This is a genomic window from Lactobacillus panisapium (assembly GCF_019469265.1).
In the GTDB taxonomy this organism is placed as follows: Bacteria; Bacillota; Bacilli; order Lactobacillales; family Lactobacillaceae; genus Lactobacillus; species Lactobacillus panisapium.
The window spans coordinates 1,743,639-1,757,177 of record NZ_CP048268.1; the positions used below are offsets into that span (position 1 = coordinate 1,743,639).

At 38.5% G+C, this 13,539-nt stretch carries 13 protein-coding genes and 1 riboswitch; of the genes, 5 read left to right on the top strand and 8 right to left on the bottom strand.

The window, feature by feature from the left end; translation table 11 throughout:
* Positions 1-133: 133 nt before the first annotated feature.
* Complete coding sequence (gene guaA / locus GYM71_RS08270) at positions 134-1,690, bottom strand: glutamine-hydrolyzing GMP synthase (protein WP_220220102.1); 1,557 nt, start codon at positions 1,688-1,690, stop codon at positions 134-136.
* Positions 1,691-1,870: 180 nt separating this feature from the next.
* A riboswitch (purine riboswitch) is annotated at positions 1,871-1,968 on the top strand.
* Positions 1,969-2,046: 78 nt separating this feature from the next.
* On the opposite strand from guaA, the gene GYM71_RS08275 reads away from it, so the two are divergent.
* Together GYM71_RS08275 and GYM71_RS08280 are read left to right on the top strand one after the other, a co-directional pair.
* On the top strand, positions 2,047-2,625 hold the full coding sequence (locus GYM71_RS08275; RefSeq protein WP_220220103.1) for a xanthine phosphoribosyltransferase: 579 nt from the start codon (positions 2,047-2,049) through the stop codon (positions 2,623-2,625).
* A complete protein-coding gene (locus tag GYM71_RS08280; protein ID WP_220220104.1) occupies positions 2,625-3,944 on the top strand; it encodes a nucleobase:cation symporter-2 family protein in 1,320 nt (439 codons plus the stop codon). The genes GYM71_RS08275 and GYM71_RS08280 overlap by 1 nt, the downstream gene beginning before the upstream one ends.
* An 83-nt stretch (positions 3,945-4,027) precedes the next feature.
* On the opposite strand, the gene GYM71_RS08285 is transcribed toward GYM71_RS08280, so the two are convergent.
* The 3 genes from GYM71_RS08285 to GYM71_RS08295 are packed head-to-tail and all read right to left on the bottom strand — an operon-like array spanning position 4,028 to position 6,338.
* Positions 4,028-4,969: an IS3 family transposase gene (locus tag GYM71_RS08285; RefSeq protein ID WP_220221205.1), complete on the bottom strand. Its 942-nt coding sequence runs from the start codon at positions 4,967-4,969 to the stop codon at positions 4,028-4,030.
* Positions 4,906-5,484, bottom strand: coding sequence for a helix-turn-helix domain-containing protein (locus tag GYM71_RS08290; protein WP_336511434.1), 579 nt, complete (start codon positions 5,482-5,484; stop codon positions 4,906-4,908). Before GYM71_RS08290 ends, GYM71_RS08285 begins: the two co-directional genes overlap by 64 nt.
* Before the next feature lie 32 nt (positions 5,485-5,516).
* Positions 5,517-6,338, bottom strand: coding sequence for a phosphotransferase (locus GYM71_RS08295; RefSeq protein WP_244986814.1), 822 nt, complete (start codon positions 6,336-6,338; stop codon positions 5,517-5,519).
* A 288-nt stretch (positions 6,339-6,626) separates the two neighbouring features.
* Here GYM71_RS08295 and GYM71_RS08300 point away from each other — a divergent pair, with 288 nt between their 5' ends.
* Positions 6,627-7,613, top strand: a complete 987-nt coding sequence (locus tag GYM71_RS08300; RefSeq protein WP_220220105.1) for a hypothetical protein — start codon at positions 6,627-6,629, stop codon at positions 7,611-7,613.
* Positions 7,614-7,695: 82 nt separating this feature from the next.
* On the opposite strand, the gene GYM71_RS08305 is transcribed toward GYM71_RS08300, so the two are convergent.
* Together GYM71_RS08305 and GYM71_RS08310 are read right to left on the bottom strand one after the other, a co-directional pair.
* Positions 7,696-8,169, bottom strand: coding sequence for a hypothetical protein (locus GYM71_RS08305; protein ID WP_220220106.1), 474 nt, complete (start codon positions 8,167-8,169; stop codon positions 7,696-7,698).
* Positions 8,153-8,368 carry a helix-turn-helix transcriptional regulator gene (locus tag GYM71_RS08310; RefSeq protein ID WP_220220107.1) on the bottom strand — a complete coding sequence of 72 codons (216 nt, stop codon included), beginning with the start codon at positions 8,366-8,368 and terminating at the stop codon, positions 8,153-8,155. The genes GYM71_RS08305 and GYM71_RS08310 overlap by 17 nt, the downstream gene beginning before the upstream one ends.
* A 208-nt stretch (positions 8,369-8,576) precedes the next feature.
* Between GYM71_RS08310 and GYM71_RS08315 the strand changes: the two genes are divergently transcribed.
* The gene (locus GYM71_RS08315) at positions 8,577-9,992 is read left to right on the top strand and encodes a C69 family dipeptidase (protein ID WP_220220108.1); all 1,416 of its coding nucleotides are present in this window, start codon (positions 8,577-8,579) and stop codon (positions 9,990-9,992) included.
* 319 nt (positions 9,993-10,311) lie between these two features.
* Here GYM71_RS08315 and GYM71_RS08320 read toward each other — a convergent pair whose 3' ends face one another.
* On the bottom strand, positions 10,312-10,488 hold the full coding sequence (locus GYM71_RS08320) for a hypothetical protein (protein WP_220220109.1): 177 nt from the start codon (positions 10,486-10,488) through the stop codon (positions 10,312-10,314).
* 170 nt (positions 10,489-10,658) lie between these two features.
* Between GYM71_RS08320 and GYM71_RS08325 the strand changes: the two genes are divergently transcribed.
* On the top strand, positions 10,659-11,369 hold the full coding sequence (locus tag GYM71_RS08325; RefSeq protein WP_220220110.1) for a GntR family transcriptional regulator: 711 nt from the start codon (positions 10,659-10,661) through the stop codon (positions 11,367-11,369).
* 154 nt (positions 11,370-11,523) lie between these two features.
* Here the strand turns inward: GYM71_RS08325 and tkt are convergent, their stop codons facing one another.
* Positions 11,524-13,518 (bottom strand): transketolase, encoded by a 1,995-nt coding sequence (gene tkt, locus GYM71_RS08330; RefSeq protein ID WP_220220111.1) that lies wholly within the window; start codon positions 13,516-13,518, stop codon positions 11,524-11,526.
* Between the last annotated feature and the right edge of the window lie 21 nt (positions 13,519-13,539).

The window sequence follows — 13,539 nt, forward strand, 5'->3', positions numbered from 1 at the left end:
TATTTGGTACGAAAAAGCCCTTAGATCTATCTAAGAGCTTCTTGTTTTGGCATACTTTCATGTCACCTTTTTAAATAGTTTTTATTCTTACTAAATGCTGTAAATCAAGTTTTCCTCATCAACTAACATTGTCTTATTCCCATTCAATCGTTGATGGTGGCTTACTCGTGACATCGTAGACTACACGGTTGACGTTATCAACTTCGTTGATGATCCTGGTCGAAACTTTTTGTAAAACATCCCACGGCAGACGGGCAAAGTCCGCGGTCATGCCGTCAATTGAGGTGACTGCCCGGATACCGATGGTGAAATCGTAAGTTCGGCCGTCACCCATGACGCCAACTGACTTGATGCCGGGTAAAACGGTGAAGTATTGCCAAACTTTTTCTTGCAAACCGGCCTTTTTGATTTCATCACGTAAAATTGCGTCACTGTCGCGCACAAGTTTCAACTTATCTTCAGTAACTTCACCAAGAACGCGAATTCCAAGTCCTGGACCAGGAAACGGCTGACGCCAAACTAGATCATGTGGAATGCCCAGCTTTTCACCAAGCTCACGCACTTCGTCTTTGAACAGCTTACGCAACGGCTCAATCAGCTTAAAATGCATGTCTTTTGGTAAACCACCAACATTATGATGGGATTTAATTGTTTGTGCGGTATTGGTGCCACTTTCGATCACGTCAGTGTAAAGTGTGCCCTGAGCTAGGAAGTCAACATCGTGCATTTTTTGTGCTTCTTCATTGAAAACTTCAATGAATTCATTACCGATAATCTTCCGTTTTCGTTCGGGATCAGTAACGCCTTTTAGTTTGGCTAAAAAGCGGTCCTGTGCATTGACCCGAATAATATTAACCCCAAGGTCACGATTCAAGGCTGCCATGACTTCGTCGCCCTCGTTTTTGCGCAGCATTCCGTGATCAACAAAAATTGCGGTCAACTGGTTACCAATTGCTTTATGCAATAGTGTAGCAGTGACGCTGGAATCTACACCGCCGGATAAACCTAAAATAACTTTCTTGTTCCCCACTGTTTGCCGAATCTCAGCAATCTGCAGGTCAATAAAGTCCGTCATGGACCAGTCAGCTTTGGCACCACAAACCTTGAAGGCAAAATTACGCAGGATATCAAGACCATATTCAGTATTGCGCACTTCCGCGTGAAACTGAATGCCATAAAGTTTAGCTTGATCATTAGCAATCGAAGCAATCGGACAATTTTTACTTGAGGCTACCACCTTGAAACCCGCAGGAGCTTGTTTAACCAAGTCGCCGTGACTCATCCAGACATACTCATCTTTGGGTAAGCCACTGAACAAGACCGAATTGGCATCTTCAATAGCGATATCAGCACGGCCATATTCTGAGTTAGCGGCTTTTTCCACATCGCCATCTAAGTAATATGACATTAGTTGCATGCCATAACAAATTCCTAAAATCGGAATACCAAGTTCAAAAATCTGCGGATCAACTTTCAAAGCATTTTCATCATAAATGCTATTTGGGCCACCGGAAAAAATAATTCCTTTGGGATTAATTTCTTTAATCTTAGCTATGCTGATGTCGTGCGGCAAGAGCTCAGAATAAACCCCAAAATCACGTAAACGTCTGGTAATTAACTGGTTATATTGACTACCAAAATCCAAAACAATAATTTCATCAAAATCATGAAGATTCTTTTTTACTGCCATCCGAGCTCCTTTTCTACCAAAACAAGAATTTGATTAAACTGTACTAAGAATTTCCCTTGCGGTCAACCACTTTTTAAGAGAAAAAGTGGCAATAAAAAAGGCCAGTTATAGAAATAAAAAATATTATTTACCACCTAAAATCTCATCTTGCACAACTTAATTTACTTTGTTAGAATGCAGTCATCAAGTCAATATTAAATCTGTATATTGCCGTAATAAGGTCGGCAGTTTCTACTCAGAACCATAAATTCTGAACTATGGATTAAGAGCAATTATTGCAGTTTCTTACTGCTGTAAGGGCCTTTTTTACCATAGTTTGGTAGAAAAGGCCCATTTATTTTTTCAAGGAGGAAATTGTGAAGTTATTAGAAGACCGCATTCGTCGTGATAGTGAAGTTTTGCCTGGGAATGTCCTAAAAATCAACTCTTTTTTAAACCACCAGGTAGATCCAGAACTAATGATGGCTGTTGGACAAGAATTTGCCCGGCTTTTTCAAGATAGTGGCGTAACCAAGGTTCTAACTTGCGAAGCTTCTGGCATCGCACCAGGCGTAATGGCTGCTTATGAATTGCATGTGCCCATGGTTTTTGCCCGTAAGAAAAAGCCAGCTACGCTGAACGACGCGGTCTACTGGGCTGATGTTTATTCATACACCAAAAAAGTAACCAACCAAATCTGCGTTGAGCAAAAATTTCTCCATGAAGATGACAATCTGCTGATTATCGACGACTTTTTAGCCAATGGTGAAGCAGTCAAGGGTATGATAAATATCGCTAAGCAAGCACAAGCCAATATTGCTGGCATCGGTATTGTTGTTGCTAAAAATTTCCAAGGAGGCAGTGCTTGGATTAAAGAGCATGGCTACCGTCTGGAAGCTCTCGCCAATATTGCAAGTCTTAGAGACAACCAAGTACATTTTATGGGTGAAGAATAATGGCACAAAAAGAAGTTAGTCAACAAAAAGCGGCGGTTCTAGGGTTACAACATTTATTGGCGATGTATTCTGGAGCAGTTGCAGTTCCACTACTAATCGGCTCGGCACTAAAATTTAACGCTGAACAAATGACCTACTTGGTTTCCATTGATATCTTCATGTGCGGACTCGCCACCTTATTGCAGCTTGTGCGCAATAAATATTTTGGCATTGGTTTTCCCGTCATCTTAGGCTGTGCTATCCAAGCAGTTGCACCCTTGCAGATGATTGGGCAGAAGTTTTCAATTAACGACATGTACGGGGCAATTATCGTTGCCGGTATTTTCGTAATTCTTATTTCTGGTCTTTTTGCCAAAATCAAAAAGTTCTTTCCGCCAGTTGTCACTGGAACATTAATTACGACGATTGGCCTAACCTTGATCCCAGTAGCTATCCAAAATATGGGCGGTGGCGATGCTACTGCCAAGAATTTTGGTAGTGGGCAAAATTTGTTTTTAGCCTTTTGCACAATGTTTATCATTTTGGCATTAGAGATTTGGACAAAAGGGTTCTTACATTCAATCTCAGTTTTAATCGGGTTAATCGCCGGCACAATTATTGCTTCTTTGATGGGACTAGTTTCCTTCCAGCCAGTAATTGATGCCTCATGGTTTCATTTATCCCAGCTGTTTTACTTCGGCATTCCTAAATTTGAATGGTCTTCCAGCCTAACAATGATCATTATTGCGCTTGTTTCAATGATCGAATCGACCGGAGTTTTCTTTGCCACTGGTGATTTACTTGGCCACAATATAACAGAAGATGATCTCAAAAAAGGCTACAGAGCCGAAGGATTGGCCCAAATTTTCGGTGGTTTGTTTAACGCCTTTCCCTATACCACCTTTTCTCAAAATGTTGGACTGTTACAACTCTCAGGAATCAAGACCAAGCGGCCAATTTACTGGGCAGCCGGCTTACTAATGGCAATGGGGCTTTTACCCAAAATCGGTGCCCTGGTAACAATTATTCCAACTCCAGTACTTGGCGGCGCAATGCTAGTTATGTTTACGATGATTGCCGTTCAAGGAATTAAGACATTGACCAAAGTCGATTTAAGCGATAATAACAACATTTTAATTATTGCCATATCCGTTGGCCTAGGCTTAGGTGTAACCATTTACCCTCAGTTCTTTAAAAACTTGCCGGCTACGGTGCAACTCTTTTTGAGTAATGGGATTGTGATTACTAGTTTATCTGCCACAATCTTAAATTTACTACTTAAAGGAGGTGAAAAACGACAACACACAACAACGAAAACTCAAACTGCAAATATCTCGTAAACCAAACATTTTCCCTTAAATATGATTTGTTTACGCAAAAACATCTTCGACATGAAGCTAACCCCTAAAACTGGACGTTAGTTTTATATCATTTTACTTAAGGCTTGATTCCGATATTGAATCGGAGTTAAGCCTTTTAGTTTGTGCCGAATTCTATCTTCATTGTAATAACTTATCCATTCTTTCATCGCCTTAACCAATTGTTTCTTAGTATCAAAGTGATGTGTAAAATAATTCATTTCAACTTTCATAATGTGAAAGAAACTTTCCATAGCTGCATTATCATGACATGTAGCTCTTCGTGACATGCTTTGAAATACTTTATGTTTTCGTAAAGCATGTCGATATGGATTAGATTGATATTGAATTCCTTGATCACTATGGATTGTCATTCGATAATTTAATAGCTTTGGTCTTGCAGTAAACACTCCCTCTAATCCTTCTAGAACATATCTTGTTAATGGACGATCGGTGATCGTATAACTAAAAATTTCACCGCTGAATAAGTCCTTAAATGGCGATAAATATACTCGATCACGGATAGTCATGTTCCCATATCTAAATTCACTAATATCAGTTACGACCTTTTGATGTGGTCTATCAGTCTTAAACTTTTGATGGAACCGATTCTTAGCTTTCTTATTTTGTGGACCCTTTGAAGAATCATATTTACCGGCTCTCAGATTATATTTATTAGCTCCTAAATTGTTCTCACGCATTAAGCGTTGAACACGTTTATGATTAACCATTAGGTGATAAGTCATCCTCAGAGTATCAGTTACAGGCCAGTATCCATAACTGGCATGATGCTTCTTTATCATTTTGATAATTGAAACAAGTGCTTTATCACTGATCAGTTTCTTTTTTGGATGAGGATGGTACTCGAATGTACTTTTAGACAAACTTGTGTAGGGTAATATTTCTTTTAATTTAAAGCCAAATTCTTGCCTTAGTTCATTAACTATAGATCTTTCTTCGTCCGATGTCCGCGTTTCTGAACTAAGGCATCTAGTTTTTTTAGATATTCATTTTCTACATGTAATGCACGATTCTCTAAACGTAGACGTTCAAGTTCAGTTAACTCTTGAGAAGTATATTTATGCTTCTTTGCTTTAATTTTCTTTTTATGCATTAATGGTCGTCCTTGCTTAATAAATAAAGCATCAACACCGCCTTCATTTAATTTTCTTTGCCAATTCGCAATAGTGGAATGTTGTTTAATATTAAAATGATTGGCAGTAATTTGATAGCTGGCACTATGTTCTTTTCTCCAGTTTAAGACTTCTAATTTAAATTGACCACTATATCTTGTCTTAGAAAAGCTTTTTTCCAGGCCTCTGTTACCATACTGTTGATAATTATTGATCCAACCATCAATAGATCTACGTGATGTGATATGTAATTTCTCTTGAATTTCTTTTGTACTAAATCCTCTTTGATACAAATCTACTGCTTCTAATTTTGTTTTTAGTAAATATTTAGAATAAGAAAACCCCCGAATTGGAAACTTTGTCCAATTCCGGGGGTTAACTTCAACAATGCGAAGGTGTTTTTTTACTTAAAAAAATGGGGCTAATCCCTAGGAATCAATGCGATTAGCTCAGGAATTGAACTATTTGTTTCATTAATAGGTGAGCTGCTGCCCGATGAATTCATTCGTTTTAAAAAGAGTTCTACCGTATCAAGCATCTTTTCACCAACACGTTGAAAAGGAGGATCAGAAATTTTGGCGGTATAGCTCATAATGCCTATAGCAGTAAGCAAAAGTAAAAATACCTGCGTGCTAGGACTTGCCATTACCGTCTCACCCGAAGATTTATAACCATTAATAAAAGAAGTAATCAGCTCTTTGTTTAAGCCAAAATCTTGGTAAAGCAGTTTGATAAAGTCTTGGTAATTCACGCCCATTCGTGCACGTTCAAAATCAATCAGATTCGGTTTACCGTTAATTATTTTGTAATTACGAACACCTACATCACCATGAAGAACAGTAGTTGAATAGTGAAGTAAATCTGATTCAATAGTAGGTTGCAATGAAGAAAGGTCCCGTAAGAGCAACTGCAACCGCGTTTTAATGGTTGATTCCTGCAGCTGCGCAATATCGTGCTTAGCTTTTGCAAACAAATTATTATTAGGATAAATTCCCGCAAATGGTTTTTCCTTCTGGTGAAATTCAGCTAGCTTGACTCCCATTACATAAGCCAGTTTGACAGTTACCGGCAGCTTTAAGTCAATTGGAGCTAAATCTTTCATCACTAAAACATACAATTGCTGTGCAGCGGTAATCGTAAGACTAGTTAGAACTCGGTGTGGGTATAGCTGCCGATTGACCGCCTTTTCGGTAATAAACTTGTTTTTCTGTGGAAATACTTTAACAAATACTTGTTGCTGCAATTTTTTACTATAACCAACAAATGTACTATTAATGATTGATGCGTAATTTGACTTAGCTCAGCCTCTAATTTGGCTTGAATTATCTGTTTTGCTTTCATAATATCACCCTGAATCGTAAATTATTTTTTCATTTAGGCAAATTTTGGTACATACAAGACTTATTTTGCTAAGCTATTCTATAATGAGATTTAAATATACTTATAAGCATAATTTAGTAAAATTAATCTGATTAGTTTTATAATACAAGTGAAAAGGTATTGCTATTTAGCCAAATGAAAGGAAGTTAAGATGGATAAAAAAGAGGTTACAGGAATGCGCATTATCATGGCCATTATTTTTACCCTAACTACCACCCTATTAGTTTTTGCACTGAATAATACGACTATTATCATGGCCGCGCAAGTATCTGACGGCAATTTTAGTGAATTAGCACCGCATGAGCATGAACTTGAGCAAGCAAAAACGGACTTACAAACTAACCAAAAAAAGGACACTATTAATCATTTGTTAGCGCAACATACAAAGTACCAAAAGCAATTAAAAAAAGTGCGTCATAAAATAGCAGCCCTTAAGGCCAACCTGGCAAGGGTTAAAACCGAAACTAATGATACGGGTAAGAAACAAATCGCTACTTTACAAAAGAAACTGCGCACGACTAACAAGCAGTTCAAACGGATCCATCATCAACTTCATTTATTGCAAAAACAAATTAGAAATACTAATCAAATAAAGCAAGCTGCTGCTAATTCGTCCCAGGACTTACTTGACAGATATAGTGCCGCAAATACTGAGAAACAAGCTGAAGCAGATATGCCTCATCTAGCTCAAGAAAGCCAGCCTTATCAGCAAGGCTTTGCCGCTAATCAAAAAGCCACTAATGACAGCAGCCCTCTTCGCGCCGTTAACTTATCGCCTGCCACTTCTAAAACAGTTCAAGCACAAAATTCTCAATCTAATGCGCCAGAGAATACCAATGACCTAGCTAGTCCTAGCGAGCAAGTTCAAGCTGAAAAGCCTAACTCTGATTCTGACGGCAAAAATGCCAAGCTGCATAAAGCACCAATCCAGGCAATGGCTACAATTAGGGAGAAAGATCAGCATTTTGAACCGACCATTAATAAGCAATACACACTTACTTATGGCAGCAAATTACCGCAGACCGGCAGCAATCTAATTGAGAAAACTAAATTAACCACAATTGGATTAATTTTTCTTTTTATCAGTTTCATTTTATCTGGTAGTGCACAACTTAAAAAATTAAAGTTTAATCATTAAAAACAGACTTTTACCTAAATAGCTAAATTAGTAAACCTGAAAGACAAGTTTCAGGTTTTTTATTGGGTCAAAAAGCTAACTGTTAGCGGTCCATATAGCAATAAGCAAAGGCATAGGCCCACTCATTAACTAAGATCGTGATTGTAATTAGCAGAATACCTAAGACATTAGCCGAAACAGGCAGAACAATTTTTTGTGAAGGCAATTTATTAATCACCGTTAATAGGGCTAATAGCACAACCAGTAATACTGCAGTCATCCGATTCGCGATATAATGCGCGCGCAGCATCAAACTCCATTCACGCTCATCATTATGAGACATATCAATCGGATAACCATCGCTTTTCCAATCCAGAATTTTTACCTGTTTGCTTTTGTACTTTGCCTGTCTCACGCCTAGGATGACCAAGCATAAACTAAAGAGCACAATCATTATCAATTGGTCAGAAATAGAGATATTACTTAAGCAGGCCTCCAAAACAAATAAAGCCAAAACGAAAGTTTCGATTGCAGCACTCACAATAATGTTCTTTTTTGTGTTAATCATCTTTTTCATTTTCTTTTTCTCCCGGACAAAACAATTCATCGACCGTCACGCCTAAAATCTTAGCCAGTTTAAAGGCCAAACCTAGGGACGGATCATACTTATCATTTTCAATTGCATTAATCGTTTGCCGCGTTACATTTGCTGCCTGCGCAAGTAGGGCCTGTGAATAGCGCTGCTGTTTGCGCAGCTTGGCAATTTTATTTTTCACGTTTCTTCTCCTTGTCAAACTAATTTGACACTTTTAGTAAAACATGTTTGACATCAATTAGCAAGTAGGTAAAGCAGCCTTTTGGATAAGAAAACTTTAGCCTAGTCGGGTGAATGAATAATTTAGGCTTAAGATTACGTATTTCTTTGCCAACTCACTACTTTTTTTAATACAATATAGGTTAAGTAAATTTGAAAGGACAGATTAAATGAAAAAAGCTGAATGTACGACAATTCTTGTCGGTAAAAATGCTTCAATTGATGGCTCAGCAATGATTGCCAGAAGTGAAGATGGCGGACGCGAAATTATCCCTGAGGGCTTCGAACTAGTTACTCCTGAAAAACAACCTAAGCACTATGAAAGTGTCATCAGTCACCAAAAAATTGATGATGAGGATTTAGCTGAAACTCCTATGCGTTATACCAGCGCACCGGATGTTTCTGGTGAAAGTGGTATTTGGGCAGCAGCCGGAATCAACTCCGATAACATTGCAATGACCGCGACTGAAACAATTACAACAAATTCCCGCATTCAAGGAATTGATCCACTAGTTAGTGAAGGCGGACTGGGCGAAGAAGATTTTGTTACCCTAACCTTACCTTATATCCATAGCGCACTTGACGGTGTTAAGCGTGTCGGCTACTTGCTAGAAAAATATGGTACCTACGAAATGAACGGGATGGCTTTTGCTGATCACGATGAAATTTGGTACCTTGAAACAATTGGTGGCCATCACTGGATCGCACGCCGAATTCCTGATGATGCATATGTTGTTGCTCCTAACCGCTTAAACATTGATGAATTCCACTTTGGTCAAGACGGTTTTATGGCTGACGACAAACTTGAGAGTCTAATTGACGAGTACCATTTAAACCCTGACCGTGAAGGCTACAACATGCGTCACATCTTTGGTAGTTCTACCATCAAGGACGCACATTACAACAACCCACGTGCTTGGTTTGTTCACAATTATTTTGATCCTGAGTTTGGCGGCAAGCCTAGCGATCAAGATCAACCATTCATTTGCCATGCTAACCGCAAGATCAGTATCGAGGACATTTGCTTTGTTGAAAGTTCACACTACCAAGATACCCCATTTGATCCATATGGCGACCAAGGTACTCCTGAACAAAAGAAAACTTACCGGCCAATTGCCTTGAACCGTAACTTTGAAACACATATTTTACAAGTTAGAAACGATGTAGCAGAAGAAATTGCTGGTGTGCAATGGCTTTGCTTTGGTCCAAATACCTTTAACAGTTTTGTCCCATTCTACACCAACGTTAATGACACACCTGCTAGCTTCCAAACTGGTCCTAAGTTTGACTTGAACAAGATTTTCTGGTTAAACAAGCTGACTGCTCAACTTGGTGACACTAACTTTAAAGTTTACGGCGAATTAGAAAATGATTTTGAGCAAAAATCATTGGCTCAATGCCACTTCATTCAACATGAAACTGATAAAAAAGTTGCTGGTCTTTCAGGTAAAGCAGTCGAAGATGCCCTAACCGAAGCTAACCAAAAGATGGCCGACCAAGTATACAACAATACAATTGAACTGCTCGGCAACATGGTTAACGAAGGACACAACTTAGCTACGTTGAAGTTTGATTTATTGGATTAATCTTTTTAATTAAAACTGATACTCACTGAAAAACAAAACGCTCTCTAGCGGTTACCTAACCGTTAAAGAGCGTTTTTTACTTTTCCATTTCTTCAATTAACATAGTTACTAATACATATTTATCAAGGCTTTCATCAAAAAACTAACTATCAGTTTTTAGTGCAATCTATTATGGAGGAAAGATCAATTCGTTTTTCCACAGCTGCTAAATAAGTTCTCTTTTTTATCTAATAAACTAAAGCAAAAAATACACGATATCACCAAAAAAGTAATATCGTGTATCTAGTTTTACCCAACTTTGAAGAATAATTTTATGACATTAGTGGATTCTTTCACCACAGCCAAATGACCCTGGTTGCTTAATGGTTTTAGCTGCCGCAATAGCAGCCTTATTCAGGGCTCTTTGGCAAGTCTGTTCAGAAAGATTCCGAAGGCAACTATTCTCAGTAAGTAAATAAGTCACTAAATTAGCAAAGAAAGTGTCACCGGCTCCCATTGTGTCAACCGGATGTGAGTGCAGTTTAAACTTGATACAGAGGTCAATTAATCGTACACTTAATACTTAATTATCAGCAAATTTAAGATTTAAAACTGCATACTAGATTAATCTAAAATCTACTAGTACAAAATATTGACTATTTTCGCTCAAATTAGGTGGATTCATTAATGATATATAAAGAAGTTAAAGAAAAAATATTTGATCAATATATCAAAAAAGCAAGCCAATCTGAACTAATTCCAGCAGAACGTAGCTTATCGGAACAGTTTCAAGTCAGCCGACCAACTATTCGAAAAGCACTAACTTCGCTTGAACAGGATGGATTAATTACCAAAAACTATGGCCGTGGGTATGTTATTAATCAAAAGCCTGCTACCACAGATAAATATATTGATCACGAATTAAGCACATTCATTGGATTTTATGAGGATGCTGAGCACCAGCAAAAGCCCACTTCTTCCAAAGTTTTGCAACAGTCGGTTGAATATGCCGATGAAGATGTGGCTAAAAAACTTAATTTACAAAAAGGCGATCCTATTTTCGTTCTTTCACGAGTTAGGTACATTAAAGAAAAACCGATGTGCATTGCTACATCATATATTCCTCTAAAATTTGATAATGAGCTAGTTAAGGAAGACTTTAGTAAAAAATCACTTTTCACTGTCCTTAAAGAAAACGGGCTTCAATTATCTAAAGCTAAACGAACAATTGAGGTTGTTAAAGTAACATCTTTAGACCACCTTTACTTGGACATTTCGAAAAATGAACCTATTCTAAAATTCACAAGTATCGGCTATACGAGTAAAAATATTCCCTTTGAATACGAGGTATCTAGATATCCTGCTTACAAGGTAAAATTTGAAAGTACTGTTTGCTAGCAAGATAGTTGATGTAAAGTTTCCTTAATAAAAAGACAAAATTAATCTTTTTAATTTGAACTGAAACTCATTGAAAAACAAAATAAGCTGCAGAATTCATTTTTACATGAACTCTGCAGCTTATTTTTATATTGTCATCTATGCATTGTTAACATCAATCTGTTTTTTCGCAAATCTTTAAGTAAGTTTGAACCAGGTTAGCTACGGTGAAGCCAGACTTCTTAATTAGTTCATCACCGTCACCACTTTCACCAAAATGATCAATGCCAATGACCGCACCATCCAAACCAGTGAATTGAGCCCAATCATAAGTCGATGCCATTTCAACTGCTACCCGTTTTCTAATTGCATTTGGCAAGACTTTTTCTTGGTAGGACTGATCTTGCTTTAAAAATAGTTCAAAGCTCGGGAGCGAAACTACTCGTACATTGTGGTTTTTCTTAGCTAGTTCTTGTTGTGCTTGCAATGCCAATGTTATCTCTGAACCTGTTGCCAGTAAAATTCCTTCAGGATCACCGTTTGGTGCTTCTGCCAGGATATAGCCGCCCTTTGGCACGCCTTCTTTTACTTGTTCTTGATAAGCCGTTAAGGTTGGTAAGTTCTGTCTACCCAAAATAAAGGCAACGGGATTATTACTCTGATTAAGCGCATCTTGCCAAGCATAAATGGTTTCCAAATAGTCTGCGGGACGGTAAACAATTAAGTTAGGCATTGCCCGCAGGCCCTCGAGCTGTTCGATTGGCTGGTGTGTAGGACCGTCAGGACCTAGTGAAATTGAATCATGCCCAAATAAGAAAATCGACGGGACTTTCATTAGTGATGCGAGCCGCAATGCATTTTTCATATAATCAGAAAAAATAAAGAAGGTATTGCCAAACACACGGGAGCCACCATAAAGAGTGATGCCGTTAATAGCAGTTGCTTCCGCAAATTCCCTGATACCGAAATACAGGTTGTTATTGGCATATGAATCTGGCTGGAAACCTTGATCATTGTCAAAATAAGTTTTATCCGAACTGCCTAAATCAGCTGAACCACCCCAAAAGTTTAGGTCAGATTTGCCTGTTAGTTGGATCGCGGTGTGAATTGCATCCCTTGTCGATGAAGAAGCCGGAATTGGCGCCTCATCTGACTGAAAAGCAAGTTTAACATTATTATTAATGTTCTTAATCAACTTGCCACCTAATTTGGGATACTGTTCCGTATATTCCTGCAGCATCTTGGTCCACTCTGAATGCTTCTTCTTTCCAGCAGTCTTGCTCTTTTCAAAAACTTCGTAAGAACTTGCCGGCACTTCAAATGGTCCGAAATGGTAATCTAATTTTTCTTTGGTTTCCTTGACCTGCTCTTCATCTAAAACGGCACCGTGCACGACGTGATTATTAGCTAGTGGTGACCCGTAACCAATAACGGTGCTGACCTCAATTAAAGTTGGCCGCGTCTGCTCATCTTGTGCCACCTTAATAGCAGCATCAATTTGCGTCAGATCATTACCATCAGCCACTTTCAGGTAATTCCAACCATATGCGTTAAACCGCTCAGCTACATTATCATCACATTCCTGACTCATCTTGGCATCCATCGTGTTTTGATTTGAATCATATAACACAATTAGGTTATTTAACCGCAAATGGCCTGCCAAACTTGCCGTTTCGTGACTAACTCCTTCCATTAAGTCGCCGTCGCCGACAATCGCATACACACGATTATTGATTATCGGATAATTGGGCTGATTATAAATGGCACTTAAATGCTTTTCCGCCATTGCCATACCAACAGCCATTCCTAGTCCTTGTCCTAACGGACCAGTCGCAGCATCCACACCTGGAGTGGTAATTTCAGGATGCCCTGGCGTCTTACTGCCAAGAGTCCGAAACTGCTTTAGGTCTGAAATTGATAAATCAAAACCTGCTAAATGCAAAGTCGCATATAACATAGCTGATGCATGGCCACCTGATAAAACAAAACGATCGCGGTTAAACCAATGTGGATCAGCTACATCAAATTGCATGTTCTGGTAAATTGTATAAATCAATGGTGCCGCACTTAGTGCCATTCCGGTGTGACCAGAATTGGCATGGTGAATCTCATCGATACTTAGAGCCCGAATTGTCTTAACGGCTAAATTATCTTTTTCTGTATATTTCATTTTTTCTCCTTATGATATGTT

What these genes read in the sequence shown, in the direction of transcription:
- guaA (WP_220220102.1), bottom strand. Translation starts at nt 1,690, where the DNA reads ATGGCAGTAAAAAAGAATCTTCATGATTTTGATGAAATTATTGTTTTG.
- GYM71_RS08280 (WP_220220104.1), top strand. Translation starts at nt 2,625, where the DNA reads ATGGCACAAAAAGAAGTTAGTCAACAAAAAGCGGCGGTTCTAGGGTTA.
- GYM71_RS08300 (WP_220220105.1), top strand. Translation starts at nt 6,627, where the DNA reads ATGGATAAAAAAGAGGTTACAGGAATGCGCATTATCATGGCCATTATT.
- GYM71_RS08305 (WP_220220106.1), bottom strand. Translation starts at nt 8,169, where the DNA reads ATGAAAAAGATGATTAACACAAAAAAGAACATTATTGTGAGTGCTGCA.
- GYM71_RS08315 (WP_220220108.1), top strand. Translation starts at nt 8,577, where the DNA reads ATGAAAAAAGCTGAATGTACGACAATTCTTGTCGGTAAAAATGCTTCA.
- GYM71_RS08320 (WP_220220109.1), bottom strand. Translation starts at nt 10,488, where the DNA reads ATGGGAGCCGGTGACACTTTCTTTGCTAATTTAGTGACTTATTTACTT.
- GYM71_RS08325 (WP_220220110.1), top strand. Translation starts at nt 10,659, where the DNA reads ATGATATATAAAGAAGTTAAAGAAAAAATATTTGATCAATATATCAAA.
- tkt (WP_220220111.1), bottom strand. Translation starts at nt 13,518, where the DNA reads ATGAAATATACAGAAAAAGATAATTTAGCCGTTAAGACAATTCGGGCT.